Genomic DNA, 18,299 nt, shown 5'->3' on the forward strand with positions numbered 1-18,299 from the left:
CCGGTCCTCCCCATGTCCCCGGCATGTCGAAACGTGCCGCCCAACAACTGCCGACTAGCGCTGCTCAGGACAGCCAGCTGGCGGGTGAGCAGAACGGCTTGAAGGGCGAGCCTAAGGTCCGAGACCACTTGCCCGCGACGCTACCGATCTTGAGCGACGAAGCGGCAATTCTCGACAGCCTGCTCGGCACCGAATTGGCAAGACTTTTCGAAGAGGAATGACATGACGCTGAAATCATCACCTGCAGGCCCCGCGAGGGTCTGCATCTACGCGCGCGTCTCGACAACGCGCCAGGCTAAAAACGATCTGTCGATCCCCGACCAGATCGCGCAAGGTGAACGATGGTGCGCTCAGAACGGAAACACCGTTGCCGACACCGTGATCGAGCCAGGCGCGAGCGCCACAGACGATGCCAGGCCACATTTCCAGCAGATGATCACTCGGGCAACGAGCGAGGAGCACCCCTTCGACATTATCCTCGTCCATTCCCTGTCGCGCATGTTCCGCAATGCTATGCACTACATGTAGTACAAGGCGAAGCTTAAGCGCGCCGGTGTGAAAATCGTGTCGATCACGCAAGGTTTTGGTGATGAGCCTGCTGCCGAACTGGCACTTGGTATGCTGGCGCTATTCGATGAATACACCTCGCTTGAGACGGCCAAGCACACCCAGCGCGCGATGCTGCAGAATGCACGGCTCGGTTTCTGGAATGGCCAGAGTCCTCCGCTTGGTTATCGTACATATGAAGCCGAGCGCAGGCAGGGAAAGAGCAAGCGCAAGCTTGAGATTTACGAAGACGAGGCCTTCATCGTCCGGAAGATCTTCGAATTGTATCTCGTGGGACCACCGGGCCAACATCCCTTGGGCATCACCCGGTTAGCCCAGTGGATGAACACGAACGGCTACAAGTATCGCGGCAAGAAATTTCACGTTTCGAACGTCCAGAGCGTCCTCAGAAATACCGCATATGTCGGCGTGGCATTCTACAACAAGCGCGATACGAAACTTCGCATTCAGCGGCCGGAGGAGGAGTGGATCCCCATTCCCGTGCCACCGATCATTTCCTCTGACGATTTCGAGGCAGTGCAGCAACGGCTCGTGGAGCGTCGTCCGACTGCTCGCGCAGCACGCATTACAACCACGAACAACCTTCTCATCGGAATCACTATCTGCGGCACACAAGGCGACGGGTGTGGCGGAGGAATGACAACTTCCACGGGCAAGAGCGGCCAGTACAAATATTATGCGTGCTCTAACCGCGCTCGTGCCGGAACAAGTATCTGCAAGGGGCGACGGATTTCCATGGGCAAACTGGACAATATTGTTCTCGACGCCTTGGAACAACGCCTGCTGACACCCGAACGTCTCCGCGATCTTCTATCGAGCTGGCTCGATCATACAAAGCATGCGGTCGACTCGCGCCGTGAAAAGCTAAGGCAGTTGCGCTCCCGGAAGACTGCACTCGAGGCCGGACTTGAGCGTTTGCTTGATCTCGTCACCGAAGGCCATCTTACAGCTTCCGACCCTCGCTTCGCCAGGAAGAATGCTGAGCAGAAGAACCAGCTTATGCAGGTGGAAGCCGACATCGTCCTTCTGGAACGCCAGCTCGCAAACTCCGAAAGGCGCATCACTCCCGAGGTTATTGAGGAGTTTGTCCGGCTCATGCGGCAGCGCCTGCGCGAGGGCGATCCGGCACTGCGGCAGTATTATGCTCGCAGCATCGTGGGACGTGTGGAGGTCGGCGACCGGGAAGTGAGAATCTTGGGTACGACCAAGGCTTTGGAGCATGCCGTCGGCCGCGTGGGCTGCCAGCCGCATTTACCGGTGCCCAACATCGAACGGGAATGGTGCGCCCGACAGGATTCGAACCTGTGGCCCCCAGATTAGGAATCTGATGCTCTATCCTGCTGAGCTACGGGCGCATCCATGGACCGTCTAAAGCGGTCACTGCTCAAGTGCAATCGTCTTGGGCCAGCGTAGGAATCGGAAACTCAGTTCAATTCGTCGGGCGGGGTGACCGGAAACGGCAGCGGCGAGAAGTCGACGCCTTCTTCCAGCAATTCACGCGCTTGTTCAGGGGTGGCGCGGCCGTGAATGTTCTCTGCGTCGCTTTCACCATAATGGATAGCGCGCGACCGGTCGGCGAATTCATCGCCCACCCAGCGCGACTGTTTCAGCGCTTTGCTCTGCGCATCGGCCAGCTTCGACAAAGCCGTTACGACCTCGGCGGGCAATTCGCCCCGCATCACGCCGTCAATCGCTTCTGATGATTGTTGCGGCTGAGGCTCTTGCGGTGTTTGCCCGCCTTCCACCGGTGCCGATGGCAGGACCTGATTGCCTTTGCGTCCGACAGCCGGTGCCATCGGTGCCTTTTCCACCACTTGAGAGCCGCATTGCGGGCAGGAGAGGATGCCTTTGTCCTGCTGGCTGTCATAATCCGATGAGGACGAAAACCAGCCTTCAAAGCCATGTCCTGCATCACATCTAAGATCGTAAACTATCATGATGGGGCCGGTTTAGAGATTGATCGACGATTGGCAAGACTGGGCAATTGGCGGCGCACCGTTTCGATACGCTTTGGATCAATCTCGGCAAATCCCAGTTCCGGCCCGGAATCCCCCAGATCGAGCACGATCTCGCCCCACGGATCAACCACCAGCGAATGCCCATAGGTGCTGCGTCCATCCGGATGCTGGCCGCATTGGGCGGCAGAGATAACATAGCTGGTCGCCTCAATCGCGCGGGCCCGTTGCAGAATATGCCAATGCGCCTTGCCGGTCGGAACCGTAAAAGCCGCAGGGATCGCAATGGCATCACAGCCGCGCTGGCCCAGTTCCTCAAACAAGGCGGGAAAGCGGATGTCATAACATATGGACAAACCCAGCTTGCCCAGCGGGACGTCGGCGATGGCGACCTCCCTACCCGCTTTGTATGCAGCCGATTCCTTCCAGCTTTCACCATTGTCGAGTTCGACGTCGAACATATGGATCTTGTCATATCGTGCAGCGATGGAGCCGGAATTGTCGATCACGATCGAACGATTGGCCCAGCTGCCATCGTCCCGCTTCAGCGCCAGTGAACCGAGTGCGATCCAGATACCGTGACGCGCCGCCATATCACGCATGGAGGACAAGACCGGATCATCATCTTCGTGGCAGATGGTCTGGGCCGCTCGCTTTCGGTCACGATCGAGGAAATTCGACATTTCGGGGGTGAAGAGCATATCTGCCCCCTCCCCCGCTGCCCGCTGCGCGGCATCGGCCAGCGTGCTGGCATTGGCCTGCGGATCAATGTCCGCGCACATCTGTAACAAGGCAATACGCGTCATGATCAGGCAGTGGCCCCGAGCAGCTCGTCCAGCTTGCCCGCACGCTCCAGCGCGGCCAGATCGTCCGCACCGCCAATGGCGGTATCATTGATGAAAATCTGCGGCACCGTGCGCGCATCGGGCTTGCGTTCCATCATCCTGTCGCGGTCAGCACCACCCATGGTGATATCATATTCGGTATAATCGACCCCCTTGGAGTCGAGCAGACGCTTCGCCTGAAAGCAGTAGCCGCAGGTCATTTTCGTATAGATTTCAACTTTAGCATCAGCCATTTTCATTCCTTAATTGCGTGCCTGCCCTCTTGAAGCTTCGAGGATACACCATATTTCATGATTGCAACGGCGCGCCGCAAGGGCGCCGGGGCAAATAAGGCGCCGGATTGGCCGGGCCTTATCATTTCAAATTGCTCAATAGAGGATTTGTGCCATGAATCGTTTCGATCTTACCCCCTATCGCCGTTCTACCGTTGGTTTTGACCGTCTTTTCGATCTGCTCGAAAGTCAGGTCCGCAACAATTCCGGCGACAATTATCCTCCCTTCAACATCGAACGCCGCGACGAGGATTCCTATCGGATCACACTCGCCGTCGCAGGTTTCAGGGAAGATGATATCGATATTACCGCCCAGCAGAACCTGCTGACGATCCAGGGCCGCAAACGGGAGGAAGAACCCGAAGGTGAGCTCATCCACGTCGGCATCGCCAATCGCGGCTTCGAACGCCGTTTCGAACTTGCCGATTTTGTCCGGGTCGACCGTGCGGATCTGGCCGATGGCCTGCTGACCATCAATCTGGTCCGCGAAATTCCGGAGACCATGAAGCCCAAGAAGATTCCGCTTGGGTCACAGCGTCCGTTGAAAATCGTGGAAGATGACGGTGAGAAGGATCAGGCGAGCGCCGCCTGAAGCTTCACCCGCAAAATTGACGGCCTGACATAAAGTGGGGGCGGAATTCGCGAGATTTCCGCCCCCTCGACGTATTAGATACGCCGACTAACCTCCAGCTGTAACCGTCCGGGTCGCAATAGACGATCACAACTGGGGGCAAGCTGAATGCCTGCTATGCACGCGGGCTAGACACGTCGCCCAGCCCGACTTCATGAAAAACATGGCGGCAATTTAACATTTGTTGATCCAACTCGCTATCTGCTCGGGCCGCGATAGCGCAAGCGATTTCTTGTTTCCGCAAATAAAAACACCCGGACAAGCCGGGTGTTTTCTATCAAACCAAACGTGATTGCCGCAAAGCTGCAGCTATAAATCCGGAAAAGAGCGGATGCGGATCAAACGGCTTGCTCTTCAATTCGGGATGGAACTGCACGCCGACGAACCATGGATGATCAGGCCGCTCGACAATTTCCGGCAAAAGGCCATCCGGCGACATGCCGGAAAAGACCAATCCGCCTTCTTCCATGCCAGCGCGATAGGCATTGTTGACTTCGTAACGATGCCGGTGGCGCTCGAAAATCTCGCTGGCGCCGCCATAGATTTCCGAAACCCGGCTGCCTTCCTTGAGCTTCGCCTCATAAGCGCCAAGCCGCATCGTACCACCAAGATCGCCGCCTTCGGCGCGTTCCTGCAGCCCTTCCTTGCTCATCCATTCGGTGATGATGCCGACCACAGGTTCGCTCGTCTCACCAAATTCCGTGGATGACGCGCCAGCAACGCCGGCGGTATTACGCGCGCCTTCGATACAGGCCATCTGCATGCCGAGACAAATGCCGAAAAACGGCACTTTGCGTTCGCGGGCGAAGCGCACGCTGGCAATTTTGCCTTCCGAACCGCGCTCACCAAATCCGCCCGGCACCAGAATGCCGTGCATGGGTTCAAGCTGCGACGCGATCGTTTCGTCGTCCTGCTCGAAAATTTCAGCGTCAATCCACTTGATGTTGACCTTCACACGGTTCGCCATGCCGCCATGAACCAGCGCTTCATTAAGCGATTTATAGGCATCAGGCAGGCCAACATATTTGCCGACGACGCCAATCGTGACTTCGCCTTCGGGATTATGGAAGCGATCGAGGATATCTTCCCAGCGGGAAAGATCGGGCGAGCCTTCGCTATCCATCCGGAAATGGCGCAGAACCTCGGCATCCAGTCCTTCAGCGTGATATTGCAACGGCACGGCATAGATGCTGCTGGCATCCAAAGCCTGAATAACCGCCTGCGGCCGAACATTACAGAACAGCGCAATCTTCGCCCGTTCGCTTTCCGGCAATTCATGTTCACAGCGGCACAGCAGCAGATCGGGCTGCACGCCAAGGCTGGTGAGTTCGCGGACGGAATGCTGGGTCGGCTTGGTTTTCAGCTCACCTGCTGCCGAAATATAAGGCACCAAGGTCACATGGATCAGCGCGGTGCGATCCTGCCCCAGTTCGTTGCGCAGCTGACGGATGGATTCGATGAAGGGCAGGCTTTCAATATCACCCACGGTTCCGCCAATTTCGCACAGAACGAAATCGAGGTCTTCCGTATCGGCCAGCGCGAATTCCTTGATCGCGTCGGTCACATGCGGAATCACCTGCACCGTAGCGCCCAGATAGTCGCCCCGGCGTTCCTTTGCGATGATCTGCTGATAGATCCGCCCGGAGGTTATATTATCGCTCTGACGGGCCGAAACGCCGGTGAAGCGTTCATAATGACCGAGATCGAGATCGGTTTCGGCCCCGTCATCGGTCACATAGACCTCGCCATGCTGATACGGGCTCATCGTGCCCGGATCGACATTGAGATAGGGATCGAATTTACGAATGCGGACCTTGTAGCCACGCGCCTGGAGGAGAGCAGCAAGACTTGCTGCCATGAGACCTTTGCCAAGCGAGGAGACCACGCCGCCGGTGATAAAAATGTACCGCGCCATGGGAAACGAGCCTTACGCCCCGAATGAGATTCGAAGCAAGCTAGGAAATAAAAAAAGAAAGGCCGCGCATCGCATGAAGCGCGGCCTCAACGGAAAGCCCGGAAACTCCGAGCGTATCGGGTGACTTATTGCGCCACGCCAGAAAGCGGATCGTCGCTCTCCGGGGTTGGTACGGAACTGACCGGTGCTTCACCATCCAGCCCCTCATCACCCGGAACGAGCTCATCCTGCTGCGCCTTGGGCAAAACCGAACGATCGAGCGAATCATCAAGATTGCGCGTGCCGGTCGTATCCACGGCAACCGCCGCCAGAACGATGGCCAGAACGACGAACAAGATCGCCAGAACCCGGGTCGTCCGCGTCAGGAAATCAGCCGCGCCGCGGGCAGACATCAGCCCCCCCGGACTGCCGCCACCACCAACGCCCAGGCCGCCGCCTTCGGAACGTTGCATCAGGATCACGCCCACAAGAGCAGCGGCGATGATCGCCTGAACCACAGTGAGAAACAGAAAAAGGGACATTAGAATTCCGTTATTATCGGGAAAGGACCGCAAATGGGCAGATAGCGATGCGACACACTATCTGCAAGCCATGCCGCATCTGGCCCTATCTGCTATTCGGCGCCATCAGCAGCGGCAACCACGATGCCGACAAAGCTTTCCGCGCTAAGACTCGCACCGCCAACCAGCGCGCCGCCCACTTCAGGACCGGCCAGCAATTCGGCCGCATTCTGTGCATTGACGGACCCACCATAAAGAATGCGGATTTCGCTGGCAGCATCGCCATAAACGGAATGCAGCGTCTCACGAATGGCCTTGTGCATCGCATTTACGTCATCGACCGTGGGCGTTTTGCCCGTGCCGATAGCCCATACAGGTTCATACGCCACGGTAATCCGGTCGCCAGCGTCAGGCGTCTGTGGCAAGGAACCGGCAAGCTGCGCGGCCACGATTTTTTCCGCTTCGCCTGCCTCGCGCTGCGCTTCGGTTTCACCGATGCAGATGATGACATTCAGACCGGCAGCGAGCGCGGAAGCAGCCTTGGCCTGCACATCGGCGTCAGTTTCCTGATGATAGGTCCGCCGCTCACTATGCCCCAGAATCACAAAGCCGGCACCGGCATCCTTGGTCATCGCGGCGGAGATATCACCGGTATAGGCGCCCCCTTCCGCTGCGTGACAATCCTGCGCGCCCACCCCGATAAGGTCAGCTTCCTTGCGGGTTGCATGGATCAGCGTTGCTGGCGGCGCCAAAGCCACCTCAACTTTCATCAACCGTTCGGCTGCGCGGTCGATCGCGCGCGCTTCGGCGAGCATGGAACGCGTCCCATGCATCTTCCAATTGCCGACGATATAAGGGCGCTTAGCCATTAAAATTCCTTGATTTCAGCAAGTTATGTGAAAACCCTCCAAGAGTGGAAGGCAACAACTTCACGCAAAAAGCGAAAGGTCGGCTAGTCTCAAGGGGCGCAATTGTCAAAGCCACATTGCCGATATGAGAGTAATCACTAGCTGAACTGTTGCGGCCAGGCCGCATGCCGGATAAAGCGCTCCGACCCTGTTCCGGCGATTAAATTCGCGCATTCTGATTGATCGATAGGCCTCCATGCTTCAGCTTTTCCGAAATTTTTTCAAATCTAAGATCGGCATCGGCGTTACGCTGGGCTTTCTCGTGCTGATCGCGCTGGCCTTTGCCAGTTCCGATGTAGCGACCACCGGCACATTTGGTGGCGTTTCAGGCGGCGACCGCGTTGCAGTGGTTGGCGGCGAGAAGATCGGAACGGCTGACCTGTCGATGAATGCCAGCAATGCGCTCGACATGGCACGGCAGCAGGACCCCAAGGTAACGATGGAAGCATTCATCGCGCAAGGCGGCCTTGATGAAGTGCTCAATCAGATGATCAGCCGCACTGCACTGTCCGAATTTGCCCGGAGCATGGGGCTACGCGCAGGAGGCCGTCTGGTGGATAGCGAGATCCTGCAGATCCAGAGCTTCAAGGGACCGGATGGATCTTTCGATGAAGATCTGTTCCGCGCAACTTTGCAGCGCCGGGGCCTTACCGAAAGCGCCGTGCGCGACGATATGAGCAAGGGCCTGCTCAGCCGTCAGGTCATCACGCCGGTGACATTTGGCGCTTCGATCCCCGAATATTTTGCTGTGCGCTATGCCTCACTGCTCCAGGAAAAGCGCGATGGGGCGATCGCGATCATTCCGAGCCGCGCTTTCGCACCCGAAGGTGATCCCACCGACGAACAGCTCAAATCCTATTATGCCGCTCATCGCGAGAATTACATCCGGCCGGAACGCCGGGTGATCCGCTATGCGACCTTTGGCGAAGATGCGCTGTCCGATCTGCGCGCGCCGACCGATGCCGAAATTGCTGCGCGTTACGAACAGAACAAGGCGCAATATGCCGCCTCTGAAAGCCGCCGTTTCACGCAATTGGTAGTGCCGACTGAAGCCGCCGCCAAAGCCGTGCTCGACACGGTCAATAAAGGCAGCTCGCTTGCTGCGGCAGCCAAGCAGAACGGCCTCGCCACCACGACCATCGGTCCGGTAACAAAGAGCGAACTGGCGGAGCAGGCATCTGCCGCTGTTGCCAAGGCCGGTTTTGCCGTGTCACGCGGGGAAACCGCGCAGCCGGCGCGTGGCGGCCTTGGCTGGTATATTCTGCGGGTCGATTCCATTGATAAAAAGCCCGCCCGCAGCCTCGATCAGGTTCGCGGTGACATTTCATCGACGCTGGCGCAGGAACAGAAACGCCGCGCCATTGCCGATCTCAGCGCCCAGATTGAGGACGAGCTCGATCAGGGCAAGACTCTGAGCGATCTGGTGAAAGAGCTGGGCCTGACATTGCAGACCAGCAAACCCCTCACTGCTGACGGCAATGTTTATGGTACCGCTGATAGTGCGCCTGAAGTGCTCAGCCGCGCACTGGCCACGGCATTTGATATGCGTGAGAATGAAGCGCAGATTGCCGAAGTCGATCCGGGCAAGACCTTCCTGATCTTCGATGTGGATGACATCACCGAATCCGCCGCCGCTCCGCTGGCCGATATTCGTGACGACGTCACCGCCGCATGGCGCATGAGCCAGGGTTCGGATGCCGCTAAAAAAGCTGCCGAGCGCGTTATGAAGCGGGTCAAGGAGGGTAGCACACTGGCCGCCGCCCTGAAGAAGGAAGAAACCACCCTTCCCCCGCCGGATGCCATTTCCATGTCGCGCGAACAGCTGGTTCGATCCGGTCAGGTCCCGCCTGTACTCGCCCTGCTTTTCAGCATGGCAGAAGGCACAGTGAAGCGGCTTGAAGCGCCCAACATGAATGGGTGGTTCATCGTTCAGCTCGACGATATCGAAGCCGGTAAGGTCGATGCCGAGGATCAGATGGTAAAGGCCACCGTGCAGAATCTGGGCACGACCGTGGGGGATGAATATGCCCAGCAATTCATTGCCGCGGTCGAAGAAGATATCGGCGCAGAGCGCAATGCGGTGGCGATTGACGCCGTGCGCAAGCAACTGACCGGCTTGCCCGATTGATCGCCATGGTAGGATTGCCTGAAAATTCGCAAAATGCCCGCGCCGCTCTGGAGTCTCGGCAGTCGGGCGTCGTGTGGCGCAAGATCGTTGCCGACACGCAAACCCCAATCGGGGCCGCTCTCAAGCTGATCGAGAGCGGGCGCGGTGACTTTCTGCTCGAATCCGTCGAAGGCGGCGAAATTCGCGGGCGCTTCAGCTTGCTGGGGCTCGATCCGGATCTGGTGTTCCGCGCCAGCGGTGAGGCAGCGCAGATCAACCGCAAATGGCAGCATGACCGCGGCGCCTATGCCGATCTGCCCGGCAACAGCCTGGTTGAATTACGCAGCCTGGCGGAAAGCTGCCGTTTCGATGTTCCCGAAATTCTGCCTTCCGCGCTGTCCTGTCTGGTCGGCTATTTCGGCTATGAAACGATCGGGCTGGTGGAAACACTTCCCCGCGCCCCGGAAAGCCCGCTCGAACTGCCGGATATGTTGTTTGTCCGTCCCACCATGGTGCTGGTCTTTGACGGCCTGACCGATGAATTGTTCTGCATCGCACCGCTTTGGGCAGACACGCTCGGCAGCACGAATATCGATCAGATGCTGGAACGCGCAGGCGAACGGATCGACGAAACGCTGCGCAAGCTGAACACTGCGGTTCCGGAATTTCCGCAAGTTACCGATTTGCCCTCCATGGAACTGACGCCGCAATTGCCGGCGGAAAATTACGCCGACATGGTGGCCAGAGCAAAGGACTATATCCGCGCCGGCGATATTTTTCAGGTGGTCCTGGCGCAGCGCTTCACGTGTCCTTTCCCCCTTCCACCACTGGCGCTTTACCGTGCCTTGCGCCGGGTAAACCCTTCCCCCTTCCTCTATTTTCTCGACCTGCCCGGCTTTGCCGTGGTCGGCTCCAGTCCGGAAATATTGGTGCGGGTTCGCGATGACGTGGTTACGATCCGGCCCATCGCTGGGACACGCCCACGCGGGGCGGATGATGCCGAAGACCGCGCGAATGAAGAAAGCCTGCTGGCCGATGCCAAGGAACGCGCTGAGCATTTGATGCTGCTTGATCTGGGCCGCAATGATGTGGGCCGCGTGGCCGAATGCGGCACGGTCAATGTCACGGCCAGCTTCACGATCGAACGCTACAGCCATGTGATGCATATCGTCTCCAATGTCGTAGGCAAGCTGGCATCCGATCGGGATGCGGTCGATGCCATGTTTGCAGGCTTTCCGGCTGGAACCGTCTCCGGCGCGCCCAAGATCCGCGCTTGTCAGATCATTGCCGAGCTGGAAGGCGAAACACGCGGCCCCTATGCGGGCGGCGTGGGCTATTTCGCCCCCGATGGGTCGGTCGATAGCTGCATCGTCCTGCGCACAGCCGTGGTCAAGGATGGCACGATGCATGTTCAGGCCGGTGCCGGCATCGTGGCCGATAGCGATCCCATATCCGAACAGCGCGAATGCGAACATAAGGCCAGCGCCTTGTTTGCCGCCGCCCGGGAAGCTGGGCGGGTCGCAAGCGAAGCTGACTTTGGGCAATAGCCCTGCGCACACTTGATCGCGAACCAGAAACGGGCAACAGGGCTGACATGATCCTCGTTATTGATAATTACGACAGCTTCACCTGGAACCTGGTCCATTATTTGATGGAACTGGGCGCAGAAGTAAAAGTGGTACGCAATGATGCGATTACCGCGAGCGAAGCCATGGCTAGCGGAGCCGACGGCTTCCTTATTTCGCCCGGTCCCTGCACTCCCAATGAGGCGGGGGTCAGCCTTGATCTGGTCGCCGCCTGCGCTGCGGCGAAGCGCCCGCTACTGGGCGTGTGTTTGGGGCATCAATCGATCGGTCAGTATTTCGGCGGAACCGTGAAGCAGGGTGGGTTGATGCACGGCAAGACCTCACCCGTCACCCATGATGGCAGCGGCGTTTTCAAAGGGCTGCCCTCCCCCTTCATCGCCACCCGATATCACAGCCTGATCGTGGAAGACATTCCCGACTGCCTCATCATCAATGCCGAAAGCGAAACGCCCGGACTGGATGGCAGCTGCGTGATGGGTTTCCGCCACCGCGAATTGCCGATCCATGGGGTCCAATTCCATCCCGAAAGCATCGCTACCGAACATGGCCATGACATGCTGCGCAATTTTCTGGATCTGTGCGGTCATGATGAAAGCGCTGCGGCATGAGCCTCCCCTCGGTTGAAACGCCCCTTACGGAAGAAGCCTCGGTCAAGGCATTCGGCGCCGTGCTGGATGGAGAGATCGCGGATGACGAAGTTTCCGCCTTTCTGATCGCCTTGTCTGACCGCGGCGAAACAGCCGGTGAAATTGCCGGCGCCGCGCGTGCCATGCGTGAACGCATGATCAGCATCGATGCGCCGGACAATGCCATCGATGTATGCGGAACCGGCGGTGACGGACATCACACGCTGAATGTTTCCACGGCCGTATCTCTGGTGGTGGCGGCATGCGGGGTTCCGGTGGCGAAGCACGGAAACCGTGCGGCCAGTTCCAAATCCGGGGCCGCTGATACGCTGGAGGCGCTGGGTCTGGATCTTGACCGGGCGGGTGAAACTGCGGCTGAAACGCTGCAGGATATCGGCATCTGTTTCCTGTTCGCCGCAAAACACCATCCGGCGATGCGCCGCATCATGCCGATCCGCAAAGCGATCGCGCGGCGCACGATTTTCAACCTGATGGGCCCGCTCGCCAATCCGGCACGCGTAAAACGGCAATTGGTCGGTATTGCCCGCCCCGCTTATGTGCCCATCTATGCCGAAGCCCTCCGACGTCTTGAGACCGATCATTCGCTGGTGGTCTCGGGTGATGAGGGGCTGGATGAATTGAGCCTCGCCGGGGGGAATGAATGCGCCGAAGCCCGCCTGGGTCAGGTGTCCATGAAACGGGTTCTGCCTGCTGATGCCGGCCTGCCCAATCATCCGATTACGGCGATCCGTGGCGGTGACCCAATATTCAACGCCGATGCCCTGCGCCGCCTGTTGGCCGGAGAAACCGGTGCCTATCGCGATGCTGTCTTGTTCAACGCTGCCGGTGCATTACTGATAGCGGGCGAAGTCTCCAACTGGCCTGACGGCGTGGAAGAAGCAGCCGAGGCGATCGATAAGGGCCTTGCCAAGGCCTTGCTCGATTGCTGGATCGACGCAGTAAAGTGACGGATATGACCAACAAACTGATCGAAATCTGCGACACGAAACGCGAAGAAGTCGCCTTGCGCAAGACCGGCAAGACGATTGCCGATTGTGACCGTCTGGCAGCCGAACAAAGCGCCCCCCGCGGCTTTCGCGGCTCGCTGGCCTCCGCATCTGCCAATGGTTATGGCCTGATTGCCGAAATCAAGAAAGCCAGCCCGTCCAAAGGATTGATCCGCGCAGATTTTCGTCCTGCAGAACATGCCGCATCCTATCAGCAAGGGGGAGCAAGCTGCCTTTCCGTCCTGACCGATGCGCCCTATTTTCAGGGACATGAGGATTTTCTGATCGAGGCCCGCGCGGCTTGCGACCTCCCCGTGCTGCGCAAGGATTTCATGGTCGATCCGTGGCAGGTGGCGGAAGCCCGTGCGATTGGCGCCGACGCAATCCTGCTGATCGTGGCGGCATTGGATGAAGTCTTGATGCATGAAATCGAGGCAGCGGCTCTGGAACGCGGCATGGATGTGCTGGTCGAGGTGCATGATGAAGCAGAAATGGAACGCGCCGCCGATCTCAAATCCCGCCTGATCGGCATAAATAACCGCGATTTGCGTAGTTTCGTCACTGATCTCGGCACCAGCGAGCAACTCGCGCATATGGCACCCGAAGGCAGCCTGCTGATCAGTGAGAGCGGGATCAACACCCATGCCGATATTGTCCGGCTCGGTAAAAGTGACATTCGCTGTTTCCTGGTGGGTGAAAGCCTGATGCGGCACGACGATATAACCGAGGCCACGCAAAGGCTGCTGACAGAATGAGCGGCCTTACCCATCTGGATGAAAACGGCGCCGCACGGATGGTTGATGTGGGCAGCAAGGCCGAAACGCTGCGCAAGGCGATTGCCGGCGGCCGGATTCATATGTCTGCCAAGGCACTCGGCGCCATTCGTGACGGGGATACACCCAAGGGTGATGTGCTGGCCGCCGCCCGGATCGCCGGAATCATGGCGGCTAAGAAAACCGGCGATCTGATCCCATTATGTCACCCCTTGTCGCTCGATTCCGTGACGGTGGATTTCCGCTTTGAAGAGGATGCGCTGACCGTGCAGGCCACTGCGTCGCTCACCGGAAAAACCGGTGTGGAGATGGAGGCGATGACCGCGGCCACGATCGCCCTTCTGACGATTTACGACATGGCCAAGGCTCTTGATAAGGGAATGATAATCCAGCATGTTCGCCTGCTAGAGAAGACCGGCGGAAAATCAGGCACTTGGCGTGCAGATCAATGACCACTTCACCGGCATTGGATCTTGCTGAAGCGCAGAAGCGCCTCCTCGGTAGAATATCCCCCCTGGGCAGCGAACGACTTCCCCTCAGCGACGCTTTGGGACGCTATCTTGCAGAGCCAGTGATGGCCGTACGGACTCAGCCACCAGCGGATCTCTCGGCTATGGATGGCTATGCCATGCGCGCAGGCGACTTTGTCGGGCCGTGGAATGTCGTGGGCGAAAGCGCTGCCGGCCACCCTTATCTGGGCGAACTGGCCATGGGCGAGACCATCCGCATTTCCACCGGTGCTTTGCTGCCGCGCAAAGCGGGGGCAATTCTCTTGCAGGAGGATGCGGATCGACGGGGTGACACGCTCAGCACCCTCAACGGTGAAGTCGCGACCGCCCGGCACATCCGGCGTGCGGGGTTCGACTTTGAAGATGGCGACACATTGCTGTCCAATGGGCACTTGCTGAATGCGCAGCGTATCGCCCTCATCATGGCGGGAGGTCTGTCCCAAGTCGCCGTGCACCACCTGCCGAAGATTGCCATTATGGAAACGGGCGATGAATTATCAGCCGATCCGGGCAATTGTACGAAGCATCAGATCCCGGCATCCAACGGCACCATGATCGCCGCACTTGCCCGTCCGCTGACCAGTCAGATTGACCTTATCGGCCCGGTTGCCGATGATCCGGCCGCCTTGAGCGAAGCGCTCGGCAAAGTGGAAGATGTGGATATTCTCGTGACCTGCGGCGGCGCCTCGGTCGGGGATCACGATCTGGTACGTCCGGCACTGGAGGCATGGGGCGCGAAGATCGATTTCTGGCGGGTGGCAATAAAACCAGGAAAACCGATCATGGTCGCCCGGCGCGGACGTCAGCTTATCCTCGGCCTCCCGGGCAATCCGGTTTCAGGCTATGTTACCGCCTTTCTTTTTCTGCTGCCGGTGCTGCGCGCAATGGCCGGGGCAAAGCAGTGCCTGCCGCAATCGGTCATGATGCCCCTCAGAGGGAAGATGCCTGTCGGAGGACAACGCCTCGAATTGCAACGCGGGCGGTTGGTCAATGGACATGCGGAACCGCTTCATCAGCAGGATAGCAGTGCATTGGCCGCGCTTTCACAATCAGATCTGCTTATTCTCGGGCCCCGCCACGGGCCTGCGCGTACGAGCGGAGCGATGGTGGAATGTTACCAATTGCAGAATGGCGGAATTGCTTGACCTTCTGACAGAAGTTTCATACTTGTTCCTTATTCGTTCACCTCCCGTCCGGGGGTTAGCCAAGAGGAATTGTTGCGATGCTCACCGCGAAACAACATGAATTGCTGTTGTTCATTCAACGGAAACTGGATGAAAGTGGCATTTCACCTTCCTTTGAGGAAATGAAGGAGGCGCTCGATCTGAAATCAAAATCAGGCGTGCATCGGCTTATTTCTGCATTGGAGGAGCGCGGCTTTATCCGCCGCCTGCCCAATCGCGCCCGCGCACTCGAAGTGCTGCGCCCGATTGAGGATGCCGAGCGGCCCGCACCAAAACCGGCGAATGACACGGCACCTGCCCGGATTATGGAAACTGCCGTCACTGCACCTGCCCCCGCCAATGATGTGATTGATCTGCCGCTGCATGGCCGCATTGCCGCAGGCGTCCCGATCGAAGCGCTTGAGGGGCAGTCGTCCTTACCGGTTCCTGCCGCTCTGCTGGGGTCTGGCGAACATTACGCCCTGGAAGTTTCAGGTGATTCCATGGTGGAAGCAGGCATTCTCGATGGTGATTTCGCGCTGATCAAACGCACCGACACGGCCCGGGATGGGGAAATCGTGGTTGCGCTGGTGCGCAATGAAGAAGCAACCCTCAAATATCTGCGCCGAGAAGGGGGAAGCATCAGGCTAGACCCTGCCAATCCAGCCTATCAGGCGCAGGTCTACCGCTCTGACGAAGTCGAGGTACAGGGGAAGCTGGCCGGTTTGCTCAGGCGGTACCATTAGGCTGGTTTATCGCCCCCCTCGCCACCATCCATGATGTCCCTCCATCTGTGCGACGGTGCTCATGGTGCCGGCAGACAAATTGAGGGCCAAACCACCGGTTTCGCGTAATAGGCGGCGATCCGCCTTTAGCCAGCGCGGCTTGCAACTATAGGGCAGCCATCGATCTGCAACGACAATATCATGGCGTTCGCAAGCTGCGGCCAGTTTTCGCTCTTCAAGATATTGGTCACTTGTTGCCATCAGCACATGCCAGCTTCGCCCACCACGTTCCAAGGTAACGCTGCAAAAATCGGAACTGCAGCGCGCCTGCGGCCAGTCGCGCACAATTGTCGGCTGCCCGCCCGCTGCCGATAATTCCATCAGATTATCGCGAATGTAGGAACTACGGCTGTCGCGCAGCATGATCAGCTGGCCATCCTTTTCCGTAATTCCCACGTGGCGGCCATCATCGGTGATGAGGAGATCGGGCACTGGGGTAAGCAGTAACAGGATGATAGCCACTATCACAGGCGCCATTCCGATCAGCCGCGCGCGCCCTCGCCACAAAGCGATCCATAGCCCGCCCGCGACAAACAGCATGAACACGCCTATCCCCATTTGCGGCATCAGCTTGACCGCACCGGGCTGAGACGCGGTGAAATGGGCCAGCCCCAGCAACAGGTCGAGCGACCAACCCGCCAACCACCAGATCGGCGCGCCCAATCCGACAAGGTCGAGCAGCAAGGCCAGGGCGATCAGCGGCATAGAGACAAAAGTGACCAGCGGGATGGCCGCCAGATTGGCGAAGGCCCCATACACACCAGCGCGGTGAAAATGGAACAGCACAATTGGCATCAGACAGAATTCTATGGCCAGGCCGGTAATCAGCAGCGCGAACACCTTCCTGGCCAGACGCATGAAGAGGTCTTCGTCCCGCGGCGCCAAAACCGACCTCAACCAGCGCGATTCATGCAGCGCGACAATCGTAATCACTGCGGCAAAGCTCATCTGGAAGCTCGGCCCCACCAGTGATTCCGGCCACAGCATCAGTACCCCGAAAGCCGCCACGGCGATCATGCGCAGCGACAAGGCCTCCCGCCCCATGGCCAGTGCGGTGAGGACCAGCAAGGCACCGAAGCAGCTGCGCACCGTCGGCACCTGCGCTCCGGTCAACAATGTATAGCCAATCCCCGCCAGCGCCGCGCCCAAAGATGCCAGCAGCGGCAATCGCACGCGCAGAGCAAGCGGCGGGAAGGCGGCCAACAGCCTGATCAGCAAGATATAGGACGCTGCCATGACCGCACTGACATGCAAGCCGCTGATCGACAGGAGATGTGTCAGCCCGGCATCGCGCATGGCAATTTCGTCTGCCTTGCCGATAGCCCCGCGATCACCGCTGGCAAGGGTCGCCGCGATGGCGCCGGAGGAGCCGCCAAGCTGATCCCGCACATGCCGCGATAATTGACGCTGCCACTGCGCCACCAATGCTTCCCCTCCGGTGCCCGCATCGATGAGCTCAATCTCTCCCAGCACTGATCCGGTCGCGGCGAAGCCCTGGAACCACGCATTGCGCGCGAAATTATAGGCGCCGGGCAACATGGGCGGAGATGGCGGCATCAAACGCGCACGCAGGCGAATATGCGCGTTCTCTTGCGCTTCCGGAATATCCTGATCTTCGTTCAAATTGACGCGTATCTTGGCCACGCGGTCGCCCTTGTCCCCCAATCGGGTCGCCAATATGAGCCGCACGCGGTCTTGCGCGGGTTGCTCAATGCGCTCCAATATGCGCGCATCGAGTCGGGTCACGATGGGCCGGGCGATGGGCTCCGCGCCAACAAGTTCGGACCGGGCCCAGATCACCCCTACCCCCAGCGCAAACAGCAGGCCCAGCGTGATCAAGGCGAGCCGCACATAACCCGCGGGATCCTTCGAACCGCGTGATATTCCCGCAAGAACAAGGCCCAAGCCGGCCAAAATCGCTAAAACCCAGGAAAACGCCCCCGGAAGTATGAACCAAGTCGCGATGCCGCTGGCAAAAGCAACCGTCAGCCAGGGGCCGCGATCAAGCCCGGTCTTTCCCAAAAAATGCTCAAACCACGCGGCCAAGCTGGACAAAAGCGCGCGCTTTCTCCAATGCGACCACAGATATTTTAATGCGCCGCCATTCGGGTTTGCGGGAGCCTGTGGCATTTCATGCGCATCCATAAGCA

General features: G+C 58.8%; 19 protein-coding genes, 1 tRNA gene and 1 pseudogene. 12 read left to right on the forward strand and 9 right to left on the reverse strand.

Annotated elements, in window-relative coordinates; translation table 11 throughout:
* Positions 1-23: 23 nt before the first annotated feature.
* From GRI91_RS09370 to GRI91_RS16395, 3 genes and pseudogenes are all read left to right on the forward strand, one after another.
* Entirely contained in the window at positions 24-221 is a 198-nt protein-coding gene (locus tag GRI91_RS09370; RefSeq protein WP_160736425.1) for a hypothetical protein, read from the forward strand.
* A 1-nt stretch (position 222) separates the two neighbouring features.
* Complete coding sequence (locus tag GRI91_RS09375; RefSeq protein WP_160736426.1) at positions 223-528, forward strand: recombinase family protein; 306 nt, start codon at positions 223-225, stop codon at positions 526-528.
* 150 nt (positions 529-678) lie between these two features.
* Positions 679-1,326: pseudogene (locus GRI91_RS16395) on the forward strand (recombinase family protein); the annotation flags it as partial.
* 105 nt (positions 1,327-1,431) lie between these two features.
* Here the strand turns inward: GRI91_RS16395 and GRI91_RS16115 are convergent.
* From GRI91_RS16115 to grxC, 5 genes are all read right to left on the reverse strand, one after another.
* The gene (locus GRI91_RS16115) at positions 1,432-1,818 is read right to left on the reverse strand and encodes a hypothetical protein (RefSeq protein ID WP_160736427.1); all 387 of its coding nucleotides are present in this window, start codon (positions 1,816-1,818) and stop codon (positions 1,432-1,434) included.
* Between the two features lie 27 nt (positions 1,819-1,845).
* Positions 1,846-1,922: transfer RNA gene (locus tag GRI91_RS09390), tRNA-Arg, on the reverse strand.
* Between the two features lie 69 nt (positions 1,923-1,991).
* Positions 1,992-2,504, reverse strand: a complete 513-nt coding sequence (locus GRI91_RS09395; RefSeq protein WP_160736428.1) for a DUF1178 family protein — start codon at positions 2,502-2,504, stop codon at positions 1,992-1,994.
* The gene (locus GRI91_RS09400; RefSeq protein ID WP_160736429.1) at positions 2,501-3,328 is read right to left on the reverse strand and encodes a carbon-nitrogen hydrolase family protein; all 828 of its coding nucleotides are present in this window, start codon (positions 3,326-3,328) and stop codon (positions 2,501-2,503) included. Before GRI91_RS09400 ends, GRI91_RS09395 begins: the two co-directional genes overlap by 4 nt.
* A 2-nt stretch (positions 3,329-3,330) precedes the next feature.
* Positions 3,331-3,600: a glutaredoxin 3 gene (gene grxC, locus GRI91_RS09405; RefSeq protein WP_160736430.1), complete on the reverse strand. Its 270-nt coding sequence runs from the start codon at positions 3,598-3,600 to the stop codon at positions 3,331-3,333.
* A 154-nt stretch (positions 3,601-3,754) separates the two neighbouring features.
* Between grxC and GRI91_RS09410 the strand changes: the two genes are divergently transcribed.
* Complete coding sequence (locus GRI91_RS09410; protein WP_160736431.1) at positions 3,755-4,231, forward strand: Hsp20 family protein; 477 nt, start codon at positions 3,755-3,757, stop codon at positions 4,229-4,231.
* Between the two features lie 316 nt (positions 4,232-4,547).
* Here GRI91_RS09410 and GRI91_RS09415 read toward each other — a convergent pair whose 3' ends face one another.
* The 3 genes from GRI91_RS09415 to tpiA form a co-directional block, all read right to left on the reverse strand.
* The gene (locus GRI91_RS09415) at positions 4,548-6,185 is read right to left on the reverse strand and encodes a CTP synthase (protein ID WP_160736432.1); all 1,638 of its coding nucleotides are present in this window, start codon (positions 6,183-6,185) and stop codon (positions 4,548-4,550) included.
* A 125-nt stretch (positions 6,186-6,310) separates the two neighbouring features.
* On the reverse strand, positions 6,311-6,706 hold the full coding sequence (gene secG / locus GRI91_RS09420; protein ID WP_160736433.1) for a preprotein translocase subunit SecG: 396 nt from the start codon (positions 6,704-6,706) through the stop codon (positions 6,311-6,313).
* A 92-nt stretch (positions 6,707-6,798) separates the two neighbouring features.
* A complete protein-coding gene (gene tpiA, locus GRI91_RS09425; RefSeq protein WP_160736434.1) occupies positions 6,799-7,554 on the reverse strand; it encodes a triose-phosphate isomerase in 756 nt (251 codons plus the stop codon).
* Between the two features lie 235 nt (positions 7,555-7,789).
* On the opposite strand from tpiA, the gene GRI91_RS09430 reads away from it, so the two are divergent.
* The 8 genes from GRI91_RS09430 to lexA all read left to right on the forward strand — a co-directional run bounded on the left by GRI91_RS09430 (position 7,790) and on the right by lexA (position 16,110).
* Positions 7,790-9,721, forward strand: a complete 1,932-nt coding sequence (locus tag GRI91_RS09430; RefSeq protein WP_160736435.1) for a peptidyl-prolyl cis-trans isomerase — start codon at positions 7,790-7,792, stop codon at positions 9,719-9,721.
* Positions 9,722-9,726: 5 nt separating this feature from the next.
* Positions 9,727-11,247, forward strand: coding sequence for an anthranilate synthase component I (gene trpE / locus GRI91_RS09435; protein ID WP_160736436.1), 1,521 nt, complete (start codon positions 9,727-9,729; stop codon positions 11,245-11,247).
* 47 nt (positions 11,248-11,294) lie between these two features.
* Positions 11,295-11,894 (forward strand): anthranilate synthase component II, encoded by a 600-nt coding sequence (locus GRI91_RS09440; RefSeq protein WP_160736437.1) that lies wholly within the window; start codon positions 11,295-11,297, stop codon positions 11,892-11,894.
* Positions 11,891-12,880, forward strand: coding sequence for an anthranilate phosphoribosyltransferase (gene trpD, locus GRI91_RS09445; protein WP_160736438.1), 990 nt, complete (start codon positions 11,891-11,893; stop codon positions 12,878-12,880). The genes GRI91_RS09440 and trpD overlap by 4 nt, the downstream gene beginning before the upstream one ends.
* Positions 12,881-12,885: 5 nt before the next feature.
* Positions 12,886-13,674 carry an indole-3-glycerol phosphate synthase TrpC gene (trpC, locus tag GRI91_RS09450; RefSeq protein WP_160736439.1) on the forward strand — a complete coding sequence of 263 codons (789 nt, stop codon included), beginning with the start codon at positions 12,886-12,888 and terminating at the stop codon, positions 13,672-13,674.
* Positions 13,671-14,144: a cyclic pyranopterin monophosphate synthase MoaC gene (gene moaC / locus GRI91_RS09455; protein WP_160736440.1), complete on the forward strand. Its 474-nt coding sequence runs from the start codon at positions 13,671-13,673 to the stop codon at positions 14,142-14,144. Before trpC ends, moaC begins: the two co-directional genes overlap by 4 nt.
* The gene (locus tag GRI91_RS09460) at positions 14,141-15,346 is read left to right on the forward strand and encodes a molybdopterin molybdotransferase MoeA (protein ID WP_160736441.1); all 1,206 of its coding nucleotides are present in this window, start codon (positions 14,141-14,143) and stop codon (positions 15,344-15,346) included. The genes moaC and GRI91_RS09460 overlap by 4 nt, the downstream gene beginning before the upstream one ends.
* A 77-nt stretch (positions 15,347-15,423) precedes the next feature.
* Positions 15,424-16,110, forward strand: a complete 687-nt coding sequence (gene lexA / locus GRI91_RS09465) for a transcriptional repressor LexA (RefSeq protein WP_160736442.1) — start codon at positions 15,424-15,426, stop codon at positions 16,108-16,110.
* Positions 16,111-16,116: 6 nt separating this feature from the next.
* Here lexA and GRI91_RS09470 read toward each other — a convergent pair whose 3' ends face one another.
* Entirely contained in the window at positions 16,117-18,294 is a 2,178-nt protein-coding gene (locus tag GRI91_RS09470) for a ComEC/Rec2 family competence protein (RefSeq protein ID WP_160736757.1), read from the reverse strand.
* Positions 18,295-18,299: the final 5 nt, after the last annotated feature.

Source organism: Altericroceibacterium endophyticum (assembly GCF_009827595.1).
Lineage (GTDB): Bacteria > Pseudomonadota > Alphaproteobacteria > Sphingomonadales > Sphingomonadaceae > Altericroceibacterium > Altericroceibacterium endophyticum.

Coding starts and splice junctions, on each gene's coding strand:
- GRI91_RS09415 (WP_160736432.1), bottom strand. CDS start 6,185: ATGGCGCGGTACATTTTTATCACCGGCGGCGTGGTCTCCTCGCTTGGC.
- grxC (WP_160736430.1), bottom strand. CDS start 3,600: ATGGCTGATGCTAAAGTTGAAATCTATACGAAAATGACCTGCGGCTAC.
- tpiA (WP_160736434.1), bottom strand. CDS start 7,554: ATGGCTAAGCGCCCTTATATCGTCGGCAATTGGAAGATGCATGGGACG.
- GRI91_RS09410 (WP_160736431.1), top strand. CDS start 3,755: ATGAATCGTTTCGATCTTACCCCCTATCGCCGTTCTACCGTTGGTTTT.
- moaC (WP_160736440.1), top strand. CDS start 13,671: ATGAGCGGCCTTACCCATCTGGATGAAAACGGCGCCGCACGGATGGTT.
- GRI91_RS16115 (WP_160736427.1), bottom strand. CDS start 1,818: ATGCGGCTGGCAGCCCACGCGGCCGACGGCATGCTCCAAAGCCTTGGT.
- GRI91_RS09400 (WP_160736429.1), bottom strand. CDS start 3,328: ATGACGCGTATTGCCTTGTTACAGATGTGCGCGGACATTGATCCGCAG.
- lexA (WP_160736442.1), top strand. CDS start 15,424: ATGCTCACCGCGAAACAACATGAATTGCTGTTGTTCATTCAACGGAAA.
- GRI91_RS09395 (WP_160736428.1), bottom strand. CDS start 2,504: ATGATAGTTTACGATCTTAGATGTGATGCAGGACATGGCTTTGAAGGC.
- GRI91_RS09375 (WP_160736426.1), top strand. CDS start 223: ATGACGCTGAAATCATCACCTGCAGGCCCCGCGAGGGTCTGCATCTAC.
- GRI91_RS09430 (WP_160736435.1), top strand. CDS start 7,790: ATGCTTCAGCTTTTCCGAAATTTTTTCAAATCTAAGATCGGCATCGGC.
- trpD (WP_160736438.1), top strand. CDS start 11,891: ATGAGCCTCCCCTCGGTTGAAACGCCCCTTACGGAAGAAGCCTCGGTC.
- GRI91_RS09440 (WP_160736437.1), top strand. CDS start 11,295: ATGATCCTCGTTATTGATAATTACGACAGCTTCACCTGGAACCTGGTC.
- trpC (WP_160736439.1), top strand. CDS start 12,886: ATGACCAACAAACTGATCGAAATCTGCGACACGAAACGCGAAGAAGTC.
- GRI91_RS09370 (WP_160736425.1), top strand. CDS start 24: ATGTCGAAACGTGCCGCCCAACAACTGCCGACTAGCGCTGCTCAGGAC.
- GRI91_RS09460 (WP_160736441.1), top strand. CDS start 14,141: ATGACCACTTCACCGGCATTGGATCTTGCTGAAGCGCAGAAGCGCCTC.
- secG (WP_160736433.1), bottom strand. CDS start 6,706: ATGTCCCTTTTTCTGTTTCTCACTGTGGTTCAGGCGATCATCGCCGCT.
- GRI91_RS09470 (WP_160736757.1), bottom strand. CDS start 18,294: ATGGATGCGCATGAAATGCCACAGGCTCCCGCAAACCCGAATGGCGGC.
- trpE (WP_160736436.1), top strand. CDS start 9,727: ATGGTAGGATTGCCTGAAAATTCGCAAAATGCCCGCGCCGCTCTGGAG.